Origin of the sequence: Enterobacter sp. NFIX58 (assembly GCF_900110475.1) — a bacterium.
Taxonomy (GTDB): domain Bacteria; phylum Pseudomonadota; class Gammaproteobacteria; order Enterobacterales; family Enterobacteriaceae; genus Enterobacter; species Enterobacter quasiroggenkampii.
This window is the reverse complement of the sequence record NZ_FODW01000001.1, coordinates 1,474,453-1,492,974: the sequence shown is the minus strand read 5'-3', so window position 1 is coordinate 1,492,974 and position 18,522 is coordinate 1,474,453. Positions and strand designations below refer to the sequence as shown.

Sequence of the window (18,522 nt, the reverse complement as noted above, 5' to 3'; positions counted from 1 at the left end):
ACAACAGGGTCAATGAGGGTTGGAGCAGCTCACCAGAGGGTTTGGCGAGGGGACAGCATTCGTTCAGGCGATCATTTGTAGATAACCGCGGTACCGCTCAGCTTGTTATTGCCGTTAGCGGAGGTAATGGTGTATCCGCTTGCACCGGCAGCAGCCGCTTTCTCAGCCAGTTTGGCTTCCAGACCGTCCAGCGTGGTCGCACCATCAGCACTTACCACACCGACTTTATTCATGTTCTGTGCCTGAGTTGAAGAGACTGGCTCTACGGCGAAAGCGCCGAAGGACAGAGCGGACAGGGCAACAGCAGCTACAGCATATTTGATGGTTTTCATAATTAATCTCTCGCAGGTGTTTCTGTTAAGGGGACGATGTTCCGTCGATGTGATAAGTATCACGGTTTTTTACGAGGGATAAAATCGAAGAGAATTGACGTGGTTGCTCAAAAAAATTGAATGACAAATAACTTATTGAATATTAATAAATTCAAACTGGCGATTTACACTTCTTGTTGATGCGCTTTACAGAAGAAAGATGAAGGGCACATTTTGCTACGCGGTTCGCTAAAAATCGTGAGCGTAAAGGTAAGGGCCTGTGCGGTTAACTTAGGTAAAGGAAAGTCAACGTAACTGGCTGTCTTTCGAACCCCTGCGATTATATCCCGAATGCGATGAATTTTTCGAATCTTTATGCTGCTGGCAGGTGAAGCAAAGCCTTACGCCGGGGATGGCTTTTCGGCGCGCCTCGGGAATAGGGTCTCCACACTCTTCGCATTCAGTTAAGCTTTCGCCGCGCGGAATTTCACCGCGGGCACGCGCTACCGCATCTTCAATTGTACTGTTGATCTGGTCGTTAACGGCATCATCATTTGCCCAGCCGGAAGCCATTATGCCCTCCTGATATTGGTTCAGCCCTGCTTTTAATATGGGGTTAAAAAACGAACAGTCAAGGCGAGGGGGAAGAGAACTGCATCCGGTGGACAGATGCAGTCTGGGGAAAATAGCAGATTATTTATAAATGGTCGCTGTGCCGTACATATGGTTATCGCCGCCAGCGGAATTCACCACGAAGCCTTTTGCACCTTCCTGACGGGCTTTTTCGGCAAGTTTAGACTGGAGATCGTCAAGGTTGCTGGCACGGCTTACCGAGACGGTGCCCGCAGGCCGAAGCTGGCTGGTGTCGGTACTCGGGGTCAGCGACTGAACGGCCATCGCAGAGAATGACGCGGTCGCCAGGGCGGCAGCGATAACAGCAAGGGTCAGATACTTTTTCATAATCACATCCTCATGAGGAAACAACAGGTGATTCCCCTTAAGTTTAGAAGCCGGAGGAGTGTGACTTAGCGCAAATATTTGATGATGATCTGCTTATTTTTTGAACAACATCAGTTGACATTTCGCTGACAGATCATAGACATAAAGGTGTTTGATTTATGTCGAATTTTTGATCGATGCAGAGAAAGATTTACCGTTGGGCCAGCAAAGGGTATCTTACGCCGCTGTTTAAAGGAGAACGCCATGACTTCCCAAAAGCCGGGATTGCACCCACGAAATCGCCACCGCAGCCGCTACGACATGAATGCGTTATGCCTGAGCTGCCCGCCGCTACAGGACTACATTGTCCAGACCCCCGCGGGTGAACCTTCGGTCAACTTTGCTGACCCCCAGGCGGTTAAAATGTTGAACAAAGCGCTGCTTGCACACTATTACGGTGTGGCGAACTGGGATATTCCCGAAGGCTTTCTCTGTCCACCTGTGCCGGGCCGCGCGGATTACGTGCATCACCTTGCCGATCTTCTTGCCGAAGGTAATGAGGGCGTTGTTCCAGAGCAGGCCACCATTCTGGATATTGGCACCGGGGCGAATCTGATTTACCCGCTGATCGGCGCGCATGAATACCACTGGCGCTTTACCGGAAGCGAAATCGGTGCCGAGGCCTTTGCCAGCGCCCAGGCGATTATCAGCGCGAACCCTGGGTTAAGCCGCGCCATTCGTCTGCGTCGTCAGAAAGAGGCGGCGTCGATCTTCAACGGTATCATTCACAAAAATGAGAGCTATGACGCCACGATGTGCAACCCGCCGTTCCATGATTCGGCGGCCGCGGCCCGTGCGGGCAGCGAGCGCAAGCGCCGCAACCTGGGTCAGGCGGAAGATGCCGCGCTGAACTTCGGCGGTCAGCAGCAGGAATTATGGTGTGAAGGCGGCGAAGTGGCGTTTATCCTGCGCATGATTGCAGAAAGCAAACAGTTTGGTCGTCAGGTGAAGTGGTTCACGACGCTGGTTTCCCGCGGAGATAACCTGCCGCCACTCTACCGCGCGCTCACCGAAGCGGGTGCCGTAAAAGTGGTGAAAAAAGAGATGGCGCAGGGCCAGAAGCAAAGCCGCTTTATTGCCTGGACGTTTATGGACAATAACAAACGTCGCAAATAGCGCGCCGTCGTAGGCCGGGTAAGGCGAAGCCGCCACCCGGCAACGAGGCTACAGCGTTGGCTCCTGCGGTGGGAGCGGCGCTGCGGGCGGCGGCAGTACCTGATAGGTCTGGACCGGCATCCGCACGTTCGCCAGATCGAAGTGTTTTTTCACCATGCTGTCGAGCGCAAAGCGCACCGTCCACTGCTTCAGCGGCTGGGTGGTGAACGACACGCGCAGGGTAAAGGCCGTGTTCGTCAGCCCGACAATGCCGGCAAATGACGGCTCGCCAATCACCAGTCCGCGAATATCCTCCATCTGCATCAGCTCTTCTACCGCATCGCGCAGCGCCTGCTTCGCTTTATCGGCATCCTCATGACGATCCACATCGTAGTTCGCTACCACGGAGCCAATGCCGCGTACAAAGTTGGCGAAGGTGGTTATCGAGGACCAGGGAATGATGTGGTACGCCCCGGTGTCCTGGCGCACGCCCACCGAGCGAATCGACATCCTCTCAACGGTGCCGGTTAACGGCCCGATGGTCACCAGATCGCCCGTGTTCATCCCGTTCTCAAACTGGATAAAGATGCCGGTAATAATATCCTTCACCAGCGTTTGCGACCCGAAGGAGATCGCCAGCCCCAGAGCACCGGCACCGGCCAGCAGCGGGGCGATATTCACCCCGATTTCCGACAGCACAATCATGATGGTGATGGTACTGATAATGACCGCCAGCGCGTTGCGGAACAGGGTTAACAGCGTTCTTGCCCGCGCGCTGGGCAGGGGACGGCCGTGGATATCCGACACCAGACGGTTCTCGATAAGGCTCGCCAGCAGCGTCCAGCCGACGGCAGAGAAGAACAAAATCAACGCGATGCGAATCAGGATGTCGACCGTTTTCTCACCCGCACCGTTGTGCAGCCAGTTCCAGAAATCAAACAGGCTCCACGCATTCAGGAGCAGCATAATCGCCACGCAGACGGTGAGGATGCGCGCCACCTTCAGCGATACCGACATCCAGCCGTTTACCCGTTTTTGCAGTTCCGGGTAATTACGCTGTACCTGCGGCGACAGGGTGATGGTTTTCGAAATCCAGCGCGACAGCAGCCCCGAGACAAACGCTGCGATGCCGATAATGGCCAGGCTTTTGAACGTCGCCCCCATCATGAATTTCAGGCTATTGCCCGGGTCGAACAGCGAGAAGAAGCACAATACGATGAAGTAGGCGCTTGCCAGCCAGTGCCACACCAGGGCGAAAGCGCGGATAAACAGGCTAAAGAACGAGAGGGAGCGATCGGCCAGATTCAGCAGGCTTTGGGTAATGGTTTTTTTATTGTGGAAGATCAGATACAGCGACCAGACGGTAATGCAGATCATGATAATGACGTTTGCCAGCGCGCCAAACTGGACGTTCACCTGGTTGGAGATGATCGGCACGGCAACCAGCAGGCCGTAGCCAATCAGCCCGCTGAGCACGCTCAGGCGCAGCGCCCAGTACTTCGCCGTTTCATCCCGGATGGCGAAAGGACGCAGCGCCGGCACGTGGGGACAAAAGAGTAACCGCAGCAGCGCCTTGAAAAACTCAATCAGGGCAAAGGCATTCAGGAAAAGCGACTGCTGGAAGGCGATGGTTTTGTTGCCCGCGTTCAGCCTGTCGGCCAGCATCTGGCCTAAGAACAGCGTCAGCGCCAGCAGCAGTAAATCAATGATAAACGCTGAGGCTATCATCAACGGCAGGTGCAGCCAGCTGCTTTTCTGCTGATTCTTTCTGCGTCCCCATTGCCCCATTTTGCGGTACAGCGGCCACGCGCACAGGCGCACCAGCCAGTAAAAAAGGAAGACTGCACCGGCCAGTATCAGGAACTGCGTGGCGGCGGCGGTAAACGTTTGTGGGTTAAACGGCTTATGCGGTGAGCCAATCAGGTTGCGGTAGAGCTGAGCAAAGCGCGAGGAGAGGGCTTCCCCATAGTGTCGGCTCACGTCGGTGACGTTTTCCAGCACCGTTTTTTGTTCCTCCACCTGAGGAGGGGTGATGACAGGCACCGGCTCCTGTGGCGGCGTGGCGGCCACTTTCCGCAGTTGGCTGATGAGTTCCTGCCGGGAGGTGTCGTTCTCAAGGACGTCGGCGAGGGCGCTGTAGGCGGCTTTTTTCTGTTCGACATCGGGTTCAGGAGGGGGCGTACTTTGCTGACTGGCGGTTGTTCCGGTGGTCACACCGGGGATCGCGACGGCGAACGATGGCGCACTAAACAGGCTAATCAACAGCAACAGGATCCACGGCACGGCGTCCTCCGGTGAAAATGTCGAACAAAATGATAAGTATAGAAGTCGGGACGCGGAGGGGGATTTTTGGGAACAATCTGGCGTAAAAAAGCCGGGCAAGCCCGGCTTTAGCGTTAAGCGAGGGATCAGGAGACGTGCTGCAGGAACTCCTGCAGACGCGGGCTCGGCGGGTTCGCAATCAATTCCTGCGGGTTACCGTCTTCCGCGATACGGCCTTTATCAATAAAGATCAGGCGGGACGCCACTTTCTCAGCGAAGCCGATTTCGTGGGTCACGATAACCATCGTCATCCCTTCTTCCGCCAGATCCTGCATAACCTTCAGCACCTCGTGGCGCAGCTCCGGGTCGAGTGCGGACGTAGGCTCATCAAACAGCATCAGTTTCGGTTTGACCGCCAGCGCGCGGGCAATTGCCACGCGCTGCTGTTGACCACCGGACAGCTCGGAAGGGTAGTGGTGCGCGCGTTCAGCCAGGCCGACTTTCGCCAGCAGATCTTTGGCCAGCGCTTCTGCCGCCGCTTTGTTGGCGCCGCGCACGCGCAGGGGGCCAAACATCACGTTCTCCAGCGCCGTCAGGTGCGGGAACAGGTAGAACTGCTGGAACACCATGCCCGCTTCCTGACGAATCAGACGGTCATCCACTTTCGGGTCATTCACCTTCAGACCGTCGACGATCAAATCGCCGCTGGTGATCTCTTCCAGCTTGTTGATGCAGCGCAGCAGGGTCGACTTACCGGAGCCGGATGGCCCGATAATGACCACCACTTCACCCTGCTGGATGTTCAGATCGATATTGTGCAGCACCTGGGTTGGGCCAAAGTGCTTGGAAACGTTTTTAAATTCAATCACAGGATTTTCATCCTTCTTTCAAGACGACGCAGAACGAAGCTCAGAACCAGAGTAATGATCAGGTAGACCACGGCCACCGCACTCCAGATTTCCAGCGCGCGGAAGTTGCCAGCAATGATCTCCTGTCCCTGACGGGTCAGTTCGGCCACGCCGATAACAATGAACAGCGACGTATCTTTAATGCTGATGATCCACTGGTTACCCAGCGGTGGCAGCATGCGACGCAGCGCCAGCGGCAGAATAACGTGGCGGATCGTTTCGCGACGTGAAAGACCTAATGCCAGACCGGCTTCACTGAAACCTTTATGAATCGACAGCACCGCACCGCGGGTGATTTCCGCAATGTAGGCGCCTGAGTTGATCATAATGGTGACGACGGCTGCGCTGAACGGGTCGATGCGCAGGTCAGTGAACGCCATAGGCAGGGCGAAGTAAATGAACATGACCTGCACGACAATGGGGGTGCCGCGGATCACTTCGATGAAAACCAGTGCGATGTGGTTTGCAATCCAGCCACCGTAGGTACGGGCGAAACCGGCGACAAGACCGATAATCAACCCGCCAACCAGACCCAGGACCGAAATCCACAGAGTCATTTTAGCGCCTTCAAGCAAGAGTGGAATGGCAGGCCAGATGGCGCTCCAGTCAAACTGCATGATGTATTCCTGTATACCGTGGTGAAAAACGAAAAACGTAGGCCCGGTAAGCGGCAGCGCCACCGGGCGTTACAAACCTGAATTCAGGTGAAATTATTTAGGCTCGGTACCGAACCATTTTTTGTAGATTTCGTTATAGGTGCCGTTCTCTTTCAGCGTTTTCAGTGCGCCGTTAACTTTCGTGCGCAGGTCGTCGCTGCCTTTCGGGAACGCGATACCGTACTGCTGGGCTTCCAGAGACTCGCCAACGGCTTTGAACTTGCCGTTACCGGCTGTTTTGATGAAGTACAGGATGTTCGGCGTGTCGTGCAGAACAGCATCAGCACGGTTGGTGCCGAGTTCCATGTACGCGTTGTCGATGTTCGGGAACTGACGCAGGTCTTTGGTTTTGATATTGGCTTTCGCGTAATCAACCGAACCGGTGCCGCTCTTCACTGCCACCACTTTGCCGTCGAGATCTTTCACGCTTTTTACGTCGTTATTATCGGCTTTGACCATCACCAGCAGGCCGCTTTTGTAGTAGCCATCAGAGAAGTCGATCGCTTTTTTACGCTCGTCGGTAATGGTGATACCCGCCAGCGCCAGATCAACGTTCTTGGTTTGCAGTGCCGGGATGATGCCGCTGAAGTCCATCGGCTTCAGGGTGTAATCCAGTTTGAGTTCTTTTGCGACGGCGGCCCACAGATCCACATCGAAACCAACGTATTTATCACCCTGTTTGAATTCAAACGGAACGAACGCCGTGTCGGTCGCCACAACCAGTTTGTCGGCAGCCTGAGAGGACACCGCAAAAGCCAGGGTAAGTGCAGCCAGTGAAACTTTTAATACAGACTTCATAGCATTTCCTTTTATATCCACGGGGCGATCCCCTGCGAGAACAGGTGGCACAATGAAAAAATCGTGCCAACTTTACAAGCTATTGTTTTGTAAAGGGGATGATGTCATGCATTGCACAATAAATGGGGCAATGAGGTCTTATTGCACCAAAGTGGAGCACTGTTTTGGTGCGCTTCGTTTGGCTCAACTGACGGGGAGATATTTAGCGTAAATTCTGACGAAAAAACAATCTTCCGTTAACGGTTGTGTGAGGTGATTATTACAATTTCTTCACTTTTGCACGTTCTCAGGCAAAAAACGTGCACCATAGATGTGCAAAACCCTCACCGAAGGGCGAGGGTTTGATAGAAAATTCGTATGAATTATTCGATGTTAGATTCGATGAACCACAGGAACTGATCCAGATCGCGGGAGGCGGCGGTGAAGATGTCTGCGGTATCTTCGTCTTTCGCTTCGCTAATCGCTTTGCGCACATCGTTCGCCACAATCGCATAGCGGTCCGCCAGCTCTTTCAGGTGATCCTGAACGGTATGGATATCCAGCGGATAGCTTTTCAGCGGGGTTTTGCTGTTGATCACCTGTGTGGTGCCCAGCGCCACGCCGCCTAACTGAACGGCACGTTCAGCCATCGTATCGAGGTGGGTAACCAGTGCTGTGCGGAAGCCATCCAGCATTTCATGAACGGCAATAAAGTTTGCACCGCGCATATTCCAGTGGGCCTGTTTGGTGATCAGCGAAAGATCGATGAACTGGATCACCTGGCGATTCAGCAACTCAATGGTCGCTTTTTTGTCGCTGTCCGATACATCGTTACGGGTATAAAGCAGATTAGACGCTTTCGTTTTCACCAGTTTAGCGGTACTCATAATCTCATATCCTCTTGATGTTTATGTCCCAGGTAATTACGGAACTAAGTATAGCACCGGATTTTTTCTCTGCGGTTTGGCTGTGCCTATCGGTTTAATAGCGAGAAGGAGGTTGAGAATTTAATTTATTGAAAGTATTAGATAATTTATAAATTGATACAGATCAATCTTAATTGCTGAATGGGGAAGTTAACGCAGAGGAATATTTTGCTGGCAGGCGTGAGTGTGTAAGAAATTATAACGCCTGTGTTTCTGGCCTTTATTCTGCATGGCGTGGAAGCCATGCAGAATATATGGCCTTAGTTGATATCCACTTTCTCAACTTTTGGCTCCGGGCGCATGGTAAGCGTCGAGCCCATTGATGCCGCGATAATCGAGCAGAGCGCCAGCGTCTGGGTCAATGTCAGGGTTTCGCCGAGAAACACCATCCCGGAAATCGCGGCAAGCGCAGGCTCCATACTCATCAGGGTGCCAAATATGCGTGTCGGCAGACGCGTCAGCGCAATCATCTCCAGAGAATAGGGGAGTGCGGTAGAGAGAATCGCGACCGCCAGACCGATGGGCATGACGGACCATTGCCAGATAGACTCTGTCGCCTGCGCCATACCGATGGGCACAAACACGATGGCCGCAATCAGGGAACCCAACGCGACGGTCGCCGGACCGTGCTCTTCCCCTGCGCGCTGGCCGGTGAGGATATAGACAGCCCAGCAGGCACCTGCGCCCAGCGCCAGCGCTGCGCCCGTCAGATCAATCTCAGAAACGCTCTGGCCCAGCGGCAGCAGGAACCATAAGCCCAGTACGGCTAACACGACCCAGATAAAATCGACCGGACGTCGGGAGGAGAACAGCGCCACTGCCAGCGGGCCGGTAAACTCCAGCGCGACGGCAATACCCAGCGGTATCGTCTGGATGGAGAGGTAGAACAGGTAGTTCATTGCCCCCAGGGAGAGTCCATAAAACAGCAGCGGTAAACGCTGCTCCTTTTTGAAGCGCAGACGCCACGGTTTAAAAATGACCACCAGTATCGCCGTGCCCAGCACAATACGCAGGGCGGTCACCCCGGGCGCGCCAACCAGCGGAAAAAGCGATTTTGCCAGCGAGGCACCGCTTTGAATGGACAACATGGCAATGAGTATGACGGCTACCGGCAACCAGACCGACGACGTGCGGGATAACCCAGGCATCCTTTCTCCTGTCAGCTTATGTCAAATGAGGTAAAGGTTGCAGTGTAAAGGAAATATGCGGCTACGGTTGAGGTACTGTTGAAAAAAAAGCAGGTGAAATCCGTAAAATGGTTAAGCGCTGGTGGATTTATCGCCTGTCAGATTAGGAATAATCTGGATGAATGTAACTGCGCAGACGCGCACTATGCGCATTTAGTAGTGAAAATTGCATGTGATTTGAAAGAGATAGCTGATGCTGGAAACGTTCTGTTACAGGAAAGGTTTCATTAGACATCACGAATCACAAAGAGTTTCGCAAATTTTTTTGATATATTTAAAACTTACGGACTTACTTGGATCACATTTGAGGTGGTTATGAAAAAAATTGCATGTCTTTCAGCACTGGCCGCTGTACTGGCTGTTTCCGCAGGTACCGCTGTAGCTGCTACTTCTACTGTTACTGGTGGTTACGCTCAGAGCGACTATCAGGGCGTGATGAACAAAGCTAACGGTTTCAACCTGAAGTATCGTTACGAGCAGGATAACAACCCACTGGGCGTGATCGGTTCTTTCACCTACACCGAGAAAGATCGTTCTGAAAACGGCGCATACAATAAAGGCCAGTACTACGGTATCACCGCGGGCCCAGCTTACCGTCTGAACGACTGGGCAAGCATCTACGGTGTTGTAGGTGTTGGCTACGGTAAATTCCAGCAGACCGAAAACGAAGGTCTGAACCGCACTGCAAGCAACAGCGACTACGGCTTCTCCTATGGCGCAGGCCTGCAGTTCAACCCAATCCAGGACGTTGCTCTGGACTTCTCCTATGAGCAGAGCCGTATCCGCAACGTTGACGTTGGCACCTGGATCGCGGGCGTAGGTTACCGCTTCTAATCACTTCGGTGATTAAATAAAAAATCCGCCCACTGTGGCGGATTTTTTTTTGTCTTTTTCCCTCTCCCTGTGGGGGGAGGGGGGAACATACGGCTGTAGTGGTCATTCCGTTCACTTCATGTTCCTTGCTACTCTGTGACAGGATGACCTGTGAACGTGCCAGGGCGGCTCAATCGCCGCCGCCCTGGCGACCCGGGCTCCCGGCGGTAAATCGCCGCTTCGCGGTACCCTCAGCTTATTCCTTCAGGCTATCGGGTCGGGCATGAGCCTGCATCCCTGCAGGCCACGCCCTCTCGGCGCATCCCTGCGCCTCGCCCCGGCCTTACGGAAACGCTTCGGCGATTTACAGCCGGACCAGTACGTCGCTGTAAGTCATTAATTTTGCGAAGCAACGTTCATCGCTTCAAGTAAAAAATTACTGGGGGATCCCTCAGCCCTGTAGGAGAGGACCAGGGTGAGGGCATCAGACCGCTACTTACTCTTAATATCAAAAATATCCGTACCCAGATGGTTGTAGTCAACTTTCTGTAACTTGAAGTTGGTAACGTACACTTGGGGAGCTTTCTTGTTAGAGACAAACGGGTAAGCGTTTTTTATCTGCCCGGCGGTAATCCCCGTCCACTGCGAGAAAAACTGCAGGAAATCATTCGCTGAACGACGCGCTTTAATAACGCGATGCGTTTTATCGTCACTCGACAGCACCATAAACGGTACCTGGAAGTTCTGCTGGAACTTGTCATCGTGCGCCAGGTACTGCACCTCTTTCCCGCGCTCCTTAAACGCCAGTCCGTGATCCGAGAAATAGACCAGGGAGAAGCTGTCGCCCGTATTGCGCAGCTGATCGTAGAGCTTGCTCAGCAGGTCGTCGGTTTGCGTCATGGTGTAGAGATAGCAGGAGGTCTCTTTGGACTGCACGAACTCCGCGTACTTCCCGCCGGTCCGATCGCAGGCCTGCGGGTGCGACCCCATCAGATGCAGGACGATCAGCTGAGGCTGGGTGCGCGGGGTCGCGAAGACCTGCGCCGTCATTTTCAGCAGCGCTTCGTCTTTGGTATTTTTGTCGGCTTCAAAGTCGCCATTTTTCAGGAACTGCACTTCGTCAGCCCGTTTGGCGATGCTGGCGATGGCCGTATCGTATTCGCCAATTTGCCCCTGATTCGAGAACCACCACGTCTGAAAACCTGCGCGGTTTGCCAGGGTGACGAAATTATCCTGATACTGCGGTTTGCCATCCACCACCCGGTTAAGGGTCAGGCCGAGCGATTTCTGCGTTGAGCCGCTGGCCGCGACATAATCGGTAAACAGGGTGCCTTTGACCGAACTCGCGAACGGGGTGTTGTCCCAGTGGCCGCCAAACGCGCCCATTGCATCGCGACGCGCGCTTTCGCCAATCACCACCACATAGGTGTGATATTTCGGCTTAACGGCCAGCACGTTCCAGGTGTCTTTCATATTGGAAAGCTCTGCCATGCGGGCCTGTTCGTCGAGAACCTCTTTATTATTTACAACGACGTCTTTCACGAAGCGGAAAACCGGATAGCCGATGTTAATAAGTCTTAGCTTACCGTCCCAGGGAATATTCTGGATGGGGGCGACAAACGCTACGGCAACGCTGAACATCAGACAGAGTATGTCGATCTTACCCCAGGATTTTTTCTCGCCCGGCTGACGACGGATGGCGATAACGCCCAACGCGAAGATAAAGAGCCCGACCACGTAGCTGTACCACGGGAAGATCGTCAGGATCTCCGTCGACTCTTCCATATTGGTCGAGTGCAGCGCCAGCAGGGTATTAAAGTTTGGCGAGCCGTACGCCTGACCAAACGGAAAATAGAGTGCCGCAACCAGCGAACAGATGCCGATTAATGCTTTTTGCGCGCGCGGCGCGGCTCGCCACAGCACATGCAGAATGCAGGTGAAGGCCACCGCGTAGAGCAGACTAAAGGGATAACCGAGCGCAAAGTTAATCAGTAATGACTGCAAAAAGTAAAACCCCGTCCACGGGCTTAAGGCCCGGCTGCGGGTCACAACGGTATCTATCAGGGTTAAATTCATAGGTCACTATCATGGATGAAAACGCCATGTGCTCACCCTGGCGTCAAGGGTCATAACCTGCCTGACAGTGCGTGGAGAGGGAATGAGGGTCCGCTTCAGCGAGCCGCAAATTGTGCAGGGCTGCAAGAAGATAGTGCGAGCGCTAAATAATATCAACAGTTGCTAAGCAGATGTTTTGCGAAGGGGATTGCAAATCCGTAAAAAAGATCGGGAATAGGGCGGCTGGAAGCCAGTTTACAGCGAAAATGTGACGGGAAAATGAAGCGGCGTACCGCGACGCCGCTTAGTGGGAAGGTTTGTCATCCTGATGCGGTTTACTGTTAAACATATCGCAAAGCATGTTCAGCAGCATTAAGCGCACTTTAAAGGGGGAGTGGGTAAACACGGTCATGCACCTCTTGAATTCGTTCATAAGACCTCCTGATTTTTGATCCCTTCGATCCGTGAAGGGTGACTGCATTACATACAGATATAGCACAGGCTATATTGTATAGCTATGGCTATTTCGTTAATTTTTTGTGCTTGTGGAGGGATGGTTTACAATGTGCGCTCTCGATACCGGGCGCTGGAAGCGTCACCCCACTGAGGAAGTACAATGAACCGTCGCGCAGGTAAGCCAACCATTAAAAAAACGACGCAACTGGTGAATGTTGAAGAGCATGTCGAAGGTTTTCGCCAGGTCCGTGAAGCGCACCGGCGTGAACTGATTGATGATTATGTTGAACTCATTTCCGATCTGATTCGTGAGGTCGGGGAAGCGCGTCAGGTCGATATGGCCGCCAGGCTGGGGGTATCGCAGCCAACTGTCGCAAAAATGTTAAAACGTCTCGCCTCCGTGGGCCTAATCGAAATGATCCCCTGGCGCGGGGTCTTTCTGACGCCAGAAGGGGAGAAACTCGCGCAGGAGAGCCGCGAGCGCCATCAGCTTGTCGAGAATTTTTTGCTGGTGCTGGGCGTTAGCCCGGAGATTGCCCGCCGGGATGCGGAAGGAATGGAACACCACGTCAGCGAAGAGACGCTGGTGAAGTTTCGTGAGTTTACGCTTAAATATGGTCCCTCCGCTGAATGAAAATCCCTGGACTGCAGGCCCTGGCACGCGATCGTTTCTTCCATCTCTTATTACTCATTGGCGCAGGGTTAAGCCTCTTTGTGCCGTTTGCGCCACAGGCCTGGCCCGCTGCCATTGACTGGCGCACCATCATTACCCTGAGCGGCCTGATGATGCTCACCAAAGGGGTTGAGCTGAGTGGCTATTTTGACGTGCTGGGCCGTAAAATGGTGCGCCGCTTTGCCACCGAGCGCAGGTTGTCCCTGTTTATGGTGTTTTCCGCCGCGGTGCTGTCGACGTTTCTGACCAACGACGTGGCGCTGTTTATCATCGTGCCCCTCACGCTCACGCTGCGTAAGCTTTGCGAGATCCCGGTCAGCCGGCTGATCATCTTTGAAGCGCTCGCCGTTAACGCCGGTTCTCTGTTAACGCCTATCGGCAACCCGCAAAATATCCTCCTCTGGGGACGTTCCGGGCTGTCGTTCGCCGCCTTTACCTGGCAGATGGCACCGCTGGCGCTGGTGATGATGCTGTCGCTGCTGGCGGTCTGCTGGTTTGCGTTTCCGGATAAAAAACTGCAATACCACAGCGGCACCACGGGCCCGCAGTGGCAGCCGCGTCTGGTCTGGAGCTGTCTCGGGTTATACATCGTCTTTCTGTTCGCGCTCGAGCTGAAGTATGAGCTGGCGGGTGTCCTGCTGGTCGCCGCAGGCTTTGTCGTCCTCGCGCGGCGCGTGCTGGTCAGCGTGGACTGGACGCTGCTGCTGGTCTTTATGGTGATGTTTATTGATGTGCATCTGCTTATCCAGCTTCCGGTGCTGCAAAACGTGCTCCACAGCGTCAGTACGCTGTCTCAGCCGGGACTGTGGCTGACGGCGATTGGCCTGTCGCAGTTTATCAGCAACGTGCCGTCCACCATTCTGCTACTCAACTATGTTCCGCCGGACACGCTGCTGGCCTGGGCGGTGAATATCGGCGGGTTTGGGCTGTTGCCCGGCTCGCTGGCCAACCTGATTGCCCTGCGCATGGCCAACGACCGTCGTATCTGGTGGCGCTTCCATCTCTGGTCGATACCGATGCTGGTTTGGGCCGCGGCAATCGGTTTCGGAATATTCCTTCTCATATAGTGCGCAATTTGTCAGTTTTTCCTGGCAAACGTATAGCAACGTCCTAGCTTTAGTGAACGGCATAGTGTGATGCCGCTCACTGACAGGACCGTTGCTGAACTATGGCTGAAGATCAAACTCCACCTGCTGACGAGCAGGACAAAAATAATAATGAGCGTAAGCGACCGGGCAAAAAACCGTTAATTATCCTCGGCATTGTCGTGGTGGTGATGGTTGTCGTGGCGCTGGTCTGGTGGTTTTTAACCCGTAACGAAGAGACGACTGACGACGCCTTTACCGACGGCGATGTGGTGACGATTGCCCCGAAAACGGCAGGCTACGTCACCGAGCTGCGGGTGCGCGATAACCAGCGCGTGAAAAAGGGCGATCTGCTGGTGGTCATCGATCCGCGTGATACCACCGCGCAGCGCGATCAGGCTCAGGCCCAGCTTGGGCTGGCTATCGCGCAGCTGCACCAGGCCCAGGCGCAGCTCGCGCTCTCCAAAGTGCAGTATCCCGCCCAGCGTGACGAAGCCAAAGCGCAGGTGCTGAAAGCGCAGGCCGATCTGGCGAACGCGCAGGCGGAGTACCGTCGCCAGCGCGGCGTCGACCCGCGGGCAACTACCCAGCAAAGCATTGATTCCGCGAACGCTCAGCTGCGCAGCGCGCAGGCGGGGCTGGCCAGCGCCCAGGCGCAGCTGGAGGTGGCAGAGCAGGTCCAGCTGCAAATCCGCCAGCAGGAAACCAACGTTGAAGCGCGCGAGCGCCAGGTCGATCAGGCGAAAGCGCAGCTGGAAACGGCCAATCTGAACCTCTCTTACACCGAAGTCCGCGCCCCGTTCGACGGGTTTGTCACCAAACGCAACGTGCAGCCCGGCACGCTGGTGCAGGCGGGAACGGCGTTGTTCTCCCTGGTTTCGCCGAACGTGTGGGTGGTGGCGAACTTCAAAGAGTCCCAGCTTGAGCGCATGAAGCCCGGCGATAAGGTCACCGTGTCGGTCGACGCGTGGCCGGATATGGCGCTTGAGGGCCATGTTGATAGTATCCAGCAGGGCAGCGGCTCGCGCTTCTCCGCCTTCCCGGCAGAAAATGCCACCGGTAACTTTGTCAAAATTGTGCAGCGCGTGCCGGTCAAAATCGTGATTGATAAGGGGCTCGATCCGAACAAACCGCTGCCGCTGGGGCTGTCGGTTGCGCCGAAGGTGACGGTGGAATGACGGATCACAGCCACGACAGCTGGAAGCCCGCCAGCAACCCGTGGGCGGTGGCGATTGTCGTCACCCTGGCGGTGTTTATGGAAATACTGGACACCACTATCGTCAACGTGGCGCTGCCGCACGTGGCGGGTTCGCTCTCGTCCAGCTATGACGAATCCACCTGGGTGTTAACCAGCTACCTGGTCGCGAACGGCATCGTGCTGCCCATCTCGGCGTTTCTGAGCCGCGTCTTCGGCCGCAAGCAGTTCTTCCTGATCTGCATCGTCATGTTCACCGTCTGCTCGTTCCTCTGCGGCATCGCCACCGAGCTGTGGCAGATCATCCTGTTCCGCGTGATGCAGGGCTTTTTTGGCGGCGGGCTACAGCCCACGCAGCAGTCGGTACTGCTCGACTACTTCAAGCCGGAGGACAGGGGCAAAGCCTTTGGGCTCTCGTCCATCGCGATTATTGTTGCACCGGTCCTCGGCCCGACGCTGGGGGGCTGGATCACCGACAACTACTCCTGGCGCTGGGTGTTCTTTATCAACATCCCGGTGGGGATTGTCACGGTGCTGGCGATCTACCAGCTGCTGGAAGATCCGCCGTGGGAGAGTAAGTCAAAAGAGAAGCTGACCATCGACTGGACGGGGATCGGCCTGATCGCCCTGGGGCTGGGCTGCCTGCAGGTGATGCTTGACCGGGGGGAAGATGAGGACTGGTTCTACTCGAACTTTATTCGTACCTTCGCGGTGTTAACGCTTATCGGCATTATCGGTGCCATTTACTGGCTGGTATATGCCAGAAAACCGGTGGTGGATCTGCACTGCATGAAGGACCGCAACTTTGCCATCTCCAGCCTGCTGATGGCGGGGATGGCGATGATTTTGTACGGCAGTTCCGTGGTGATCCCGCAGCTGGCGCAGCAGGACCTGGGCTATACCGCCACCTGGTCCGGCCTGGTGCTGTCGCCCGGGGCGGTGCTGATTGTGCTGACCATTCCGCTGGTGCTGAAGCTGATGCCTGTGGTGCAAACGCGCTGGATTATTGCCTTTGGCTTTACCTGTCTGGCGGTGTCGTTCTTCTGGTCGCGCACGCTGACCCCGGATATCGACTTCGAGACGCTGGTGCTGTTCCGCAGCGCCCAGTCGCTGGGGCTGGGGTTCCTGTTTGTACCCCTGACCACCATTGCCTTTATTTCGATTCCAAGACGGCTGAATGCCGATGCGGCAGCGTTGTTCACCATGTTCCGTAACGTCGCGGGCTCGGTCGGGATCTCGCTGTCGACGGCGGCCATCACTGAACGGTCCCAGGCGCACAGTGCGCATCTGGCGTACCACGCCTCGCCATTTAACGAGCAGTTCCAGCAGGCGATACGCGAAAGCGCCCAGGCGATCCAGAACTTCACGACCCAGGTGGGAGACCCCGCCGGCATCGCCACCGGGCGCCTGTACCAGACCATGATCGAGCAGTCGCGCTTTTTGGCCTACATCGACGTCTTCACCATCCTGAGCGCCGTGGCCTTGTTACTGATTCCGTTTTGTTTGTTGCTCTCGCCGGTTAAGAGCGAGGGGAGTGCAGGAGCACATTGATGATACACAGACGTTTACACCCCCTGATGATAATGATGCTGCTGGCAGGCTGCGCCGTCGGGCCGGACTATCAGCCGCCCGCGCCGCCTGCCGTTACGCACTGGAACGATAAGGGCGACAGCGCGGTAAAATCGCAGACGACCTCCGCCGCGACCAACCCGCGCTGGTGGAAGACCTTCGGCTCGCCACAGCTCGACAGCCTGGTGGAACGCGCCATCGCCGGGAACCTGACGCTGCAGCAGACGGTGCTGCGCATCGCCGGCGCGCGCGAGCAGATTAACCAGGCGGGCGGGGCATTTTACCCATCGGTGAACGGCAATCTGCAGGCGACGCGCCAGCAGCTCGGGCTGGAAGGGGAGCTGAAATCCCACGGCGTGTATGACCAGGTGGATAGCATCGATCCCGCTCTCAAGGGCGCGCTGGGACCGCTGACGCAGCCGATCAACCTCTACCAGGGCAGCTTCGACGCCCAGTGGGAAATTGACCTGTGGGGTAAGGTGCGTCGTCAGGTGGAAGCCGCCGAAGCGCAGCAGAAAGCGGCTATCGAGCAGCGTAACGACGCGCTGGTGTCGCTGGAGGCGGAAGTGGCGCGCGCGTGGCTCCAGCTGCGCGGGGCGCAGAGCGTTATCGCCACGCTGAACACCCAGATTAAAAGCGCGCAGCAGACGCTGGATCTGACCGAGAGCCGCCAGCGCGGCGGGCTGTCGCCGCAGATGGACGTGGAGAATGCGCGTGCACAGCTGGGTAACCTGGAGGCGCAGCTGCCGCAGTACCAGGCGCAGGCGCGTCAGGCGATGAATGGCCTGGCAATCCTCCTGGGCAAGCCGCCGGGGGCGCTGGATGCGGAATTACAAAGCGTGCAGCCGATGCCTGCGCTGCCGGATATCGTGCAGACCGGCATTCCGTCGACGCTGGCACGCCGCCGTCCGGACGTGCGTGAAGCGGAGGCGAACCTTCATGCCGCCACGGCGCAAATCGGCGTCTCGGTGGCGGAGCTGTTCCCGAGCTTTACCCTCTCCGGGCAGTTTGGCCTGCGCAACAGCGAAACCAACTGGCTGACCGACTGGAGCAGCCACTTCTACAGCTTTGGCCCGCAGGTCTCCATTCCCATCTTCCAGGGCGGTCGGCTGGTCTCCAGCGTGAAGGTGGCGCGCGCGCAGCAAGGGGCGGCGGTGCTGGACTATCGTCAGACGGTGCTCACCGCGCTTGGCGATGTCGAAAATGCGCTGGTGAGCTATCGCACAGACCAGCAGCGTGAAGCGGGTCTCGCAAAAACGATCGACGCTTTGCAAAACGCCTTTGATTTAGCCAGCGACAGCTACCGCCAGGGGATCGCCAGCTTCATTGACGTGCTGGACGCCCAGCGGCAGTTGGCGCAGGCCGAGCAGCAGCGCGCGCAGGCGCAGGTGCAAAGTGCGCTCGACCTGGTGGCGCTCTACAAGGCGCTCGGTGGCGGCTGGGAGCCGTATCAGCAGGTGCAATTACCGGACTACAGCGTCTTTGGCGACGCCCCGCGCGGATAAATTTTCAGAGGATTGGGCAAGAAACGGACAGGAACGCCACATTCGCGATG

The 18,522-nt window shown here is 55.8% G+C and carries 18 protein-coding genes; 7 read left to right on the top strand and 11 right to left on the bottom strand.

Annotated features, from left to right (window positions below; genetic code table 11):
• Positions 1–71 precede the first annotated feature (71 nt).
• From ybiJ to mcbA, 3 genes are all read right to left on the bottom strand, one after another.
• Positions 72–332 (bottom strand): DUF1471 family protein YbiJ, encoded by a 261-nt coding sequence (gene ybiJ / locus BMW97_RS07340; RefSeq protein WP_023310874.1) that lies wholly within the window; start codon positions 330–332, stop codon positions 72–74.
• A gap of 285 nt (positions 333–617) precedes the next feature.
• The gene (locus tag BMW97_RS07335) at positions 618–884 is read right to left on the bottom strand and encodes a DksA/TraR family C4-type zinc finger protein (RefSeq protein WP_045909505.1); all 267 of its coding nucleotides are present in this window, start codon (positions 882–884) and stop codon (positions 618–620) included.
• Positions 885–1,004: 120 nt separating this feature from the next.
• A complete protein-coding gene (gene mcbA / locus BMW97_RS07330; RefSeq protein WP_045909506.1) occupies positions 1,005–1,271 on the bottom strand; it encodes a DUF1471 family periplasmic protein McbA in 267 nt (88 codons plus the stop codon).
• Between the two features lie 243 nt (positions 1,272–1,514).
• Here mcbA and rlmF point away from each other — a divergent pair, with 243 nt between their 5' ends.
• A complete protein-coding gene (gene rlmF / locus BMW97_RS07325) occupies positions 1,515–2,426 on the top strand; it encodes a 23S rRNA (adenine(1618)-N(6))-methyltransferase RlmF (protein ID WP_045909507.1) in 912 nt (303 codons plus the stop codon).
• A gap of 48 nt (positions 2,427–2,474) precedes the next feature.
• Here rlmF and ybiO read toward each other — a convergent pair whose 3' ends face one another.
• The 6 genes from ybiO to rhtA all read right to left on the bottom strand — a co-directional run bounded on the left by ybiO (position 2,475) and on the right by rhtA (position 9,082).
• On the bottom strand, positions 2,475–4,688 hold the full coding sequence (gene ybiO, locus BMW97_RS07320; protein ID WP_045909508.1) for a mechanosensitive channel protein: 2,214 nt from the start codon (positions 4,686–4,688) through the stop codon (positions 2,475–2,477).
• Between the two features lie 125 nt (positions 4,689–4,813).
• Positions 4,814–5,536 (bottom strand): glutamine ABC transporter ATP-binding protein GlnQ, encoded by a 723-nt coding sequence (gene glnQ / locus BMW97_RS07315; RefSeq protein ID WP_023292945.1) that lies wholly within the window; start codon positions 5,534–5,536, stop codon positions 4,814–4,816.
• Positions 5,533–6,192 carry a glutamine ABC transporter permease GlnP gene (gene glnP / locus BMW97_RS07310; RefSeq protein WP_003858462.1) on the bottom strand — a complete coding sequence of 220 codons (660 nt, stop codon included), beginning with the start codon at positions 6,190–6,192 and terminating at the stop codon, positions 5,533–5,535. Before glnP ends, glnQ begins: the two co-directional genes overlap by 4 nt.
• 93 nt (positions 6,193–6,285) lie before the next feature.
• Positions 6,286–7,029, bottom strand: a complete 744-nt coding sequence (gene glnH / locus BMW97_RS07305; RefSeq protein ID WP_023310880.1) for a glutamine ABC transporter substrate-binding protein GlnH — start codon at positions 7,027–7,029, stop codon at positions 6,286–6,288.
• Positions 7,030–7,391: 362 nt separating this feature from the next.
• Positions 7,392–7,895 carry a DNA starvation/stationary phase protection protein Dps gene (dps, locus tag BMW97_RS07295; RefSeq protein ID WP_008501171.1) on the bottom strand — a complete coding sequence of 168 codons (504 nt, stop codon included), beginning with the start codon at positions 7,893–7,895 and terminating at the stop codon, positions 7,392–7,394.
• 299 nt (positions 7,896–8,194) lie between these two features.
• Positions 8,195–9,082, bottom strand: coding sequence for a threonine/homoserine exporter RhtA (gene rhtA / locus BMW97_RS07290; RefSeq protein ID WP_008501172.1), 888 nt, complete (start codon positions 9,080–9,082; stop codon positions 8,195–8,197).
• A 354-nt stretch (positions 9,083–9,436) separates the two neighbouring features.
• Here rhtA and ompX point away from each other — a divergent pair, with 354 nt between their 5' ends.
• A complete protein-coding gene (ompX, locus tag BMW97_RS07285) occupies positions 9,437–9,955 on the top strand; it encodes an outer membrane protein OmpX (protein ID WP_008501173.1) in 519 nt (172 codons plus the stop codon).
• Positions 9,956–10,426: 471 nt separating this feature from the next.
• Here the strand turns inward: ompX and BMW97_RS07280 are convergent, their stop codons facing one another.
• Together BMW97_RS07280 and mntS are read right to left on the bottom strand one after the other, a co-directional pair.
• Positions 10,427–12,010 carry a phosphoethanolamine transferase gene (locus BMW97_RS07280; RefSeq protein ID WP_045909424.1) on the bottom strand — a complete coding sequence of 528 codons (1,584 nt, stop codon included), beginning with the start codon at positions 12,008–12,010 and terminating at the stop codon, positions 10,427–10,429.
• Between the two features lie 283 nt (positions 12,011–12,293).
• A complete protein-coding gene (gene mntS / locus BMW97_RS07275; protein ID WP_045909423.1) occupies positions 12,294–12,422 on the bottom strand; it encodes a manganase accumulation protein MntS in 129 nt (42 codons plus the stop codon).
• Positions 12,423–12,605: 183 nt separating this feature from the next.
• Between mntS and mntR the strand changes: the two genes are divergently transcribed.
• The 5 genes from mntR to BMW97_RS07250 all read left to right on the top strand — a co-directional run bounded on the left by mntR (position 12,606) and on the right by BMW97_RS07250 (position 18,472).
• Positions 12,606–13,079, top strand: a complete 474-nt coding sequence (gene mntR / locus BMW97_RS07270; RefSeq protein WP_008501176.1) for a manganese-binding transcriptional regulator MntR — start codon at positions 12,606–12,608, stop codon at positions 13,077–13,079.
• Entirely contained in the window at positions 13,076–14,185 is a 1,110-nt protein-coding gene (locus BMW97_RS07265; protein WP_045909422.1) for an anion transporter, read from the top strand. The genes mntR and BMW97_RS07265 overlap by 4 nt, the downstream gene beginning before the upstream one ends.
• Positions 14,186–14,286: 101 nt before the next feature.
• Positions 14,287–15,381 (top strand): HlyD family secretion protein, encoded by a 1,095-nt coding sequence (locus BMW97_RS07260; protein WP_032674424.1) that lies wholly within the window; start codon positions 14,287–14,289, stop codon positions 15,379–15,381.
• Positions 15,378–16,949 carry a DHA2 family efflux MFS transporter permease subunit gene (locus BMW97_RS07255; RefSeq protein WP_045909420.1) on the top strand — a complete coding sequence of 524 codons (1,572 nt, stop codon included), beginning with the start codon at positions 15,378–15,380 and terminating at the stop codon, positions 16,947–16,949. Before BMW97_RS07260 ends, BMW97_RS07255 begins: the two co-directional genes overlap by 4 nt.
• Positions 16,949–18,472 (top strand): efflux transporter outer membrane subunit, encoded by a 1,524-nt coding sequence (locus tag BMW97_RS07250; protein ID WP_045909419.1) that lies wholly within the window; start codon positions 16,949–16,951, stop codon positions 18,470–18,472. The genes BMW97_RS07255 and BMW97_RS07250 overlap by 1 nt, the downstream gene beginning before the upstream one ends.
• Positions 18,473–18,522: the final 50 nt, after the last annotated feature.